This is a genomic window from Spiroplasma sp. hy2 (genome assembly GCF_044714365.1).
In the GTDB taxonomy this organism is placed as follows: domain Bacteria; phylum Bacillota_I; class Bacilli_A; order Mycoplasmatales; family Mycoplasmataceae; genus Spiroplasma; species Spiroplasma phoeniceum.
Genome location: NZ_RXFZ02000307.1, coordinates 1 through 721, shown reverse-complemented (window position 1 = coordinate 721; position 721 = coordinate 1). Strand labels below are relative to the sequence as shown.

The following is a 721-nucleotide window of genomic DNA, read 5'->3' as shown; positions in this document are numbered from 1 at the left end:
WATAAAATCAAATTTATCAAATTTCATAATTTTAAATTCCTATAATTTCTATTTTAAATATATTTTATAGGAATTTTAAAATAACTAGGTTATGCAAGAAGTCTAATCTAACATTTCGGTTGTAGGATCAACTTGATAACTACGAAAATCATATAATCGACCAGAAAAATTAACATTATGACCATGGGTTAAGTGACCACCTGCTGCTAAATCCATTGCTAAAATAGTATCACGTGGTTGTAGCAAAGCATAATAAGCAGCAGCATTTGCTTGACTACCTGAATGTGCTTGAACATTAGCATGTTCAGCTTGAAATAACTCCTTAACCTTATCAATTGCTAATTGTTCAACTTGATCAACATATTCACATCCTCCATAATATCGGTGAAATGGATATCCTTCAGCATACTTATTAGTTAAAATTGAGCCTGTAATAGCTAAAATTGCCTCACTAACATAATTTTCTGACGCAATCAATTCAACATGATTTTGTTGACGTTTTAATTCCAAATCAATTAATTTTTTAATTTGTGAATTCACTTTCATTATTTTCATCTCCATTCTATAACTTCTAATATCATTATATAGAGATAAATAAAAATAACTTCAATAAAAGTCTTTAATTTTGTCGAAAACTCTTGATATTTATAAAATATACCTAAAATTAGGTATATTTTTAATATATGGAGGTAAATAATTAATGAAAAAAATAATTACAKAA

1 pseudogene is annotated in these 721 nt (G+C 26.4%); it reads right to left on the bottom strand.

Going from position 1 to position 721, the window contains the following annotated elements:
• Positions 1–105: 105 nt before the first annotated feature.
• Positions 106–546 (bottom strand): annotated as a pseudogene (glyA, locus tag EHV01_RS06240) (serine hydroxymethyltransferase); the annotation flags it as partial.
• Positions 547–721: the final 175 nt, after the last annotated feature.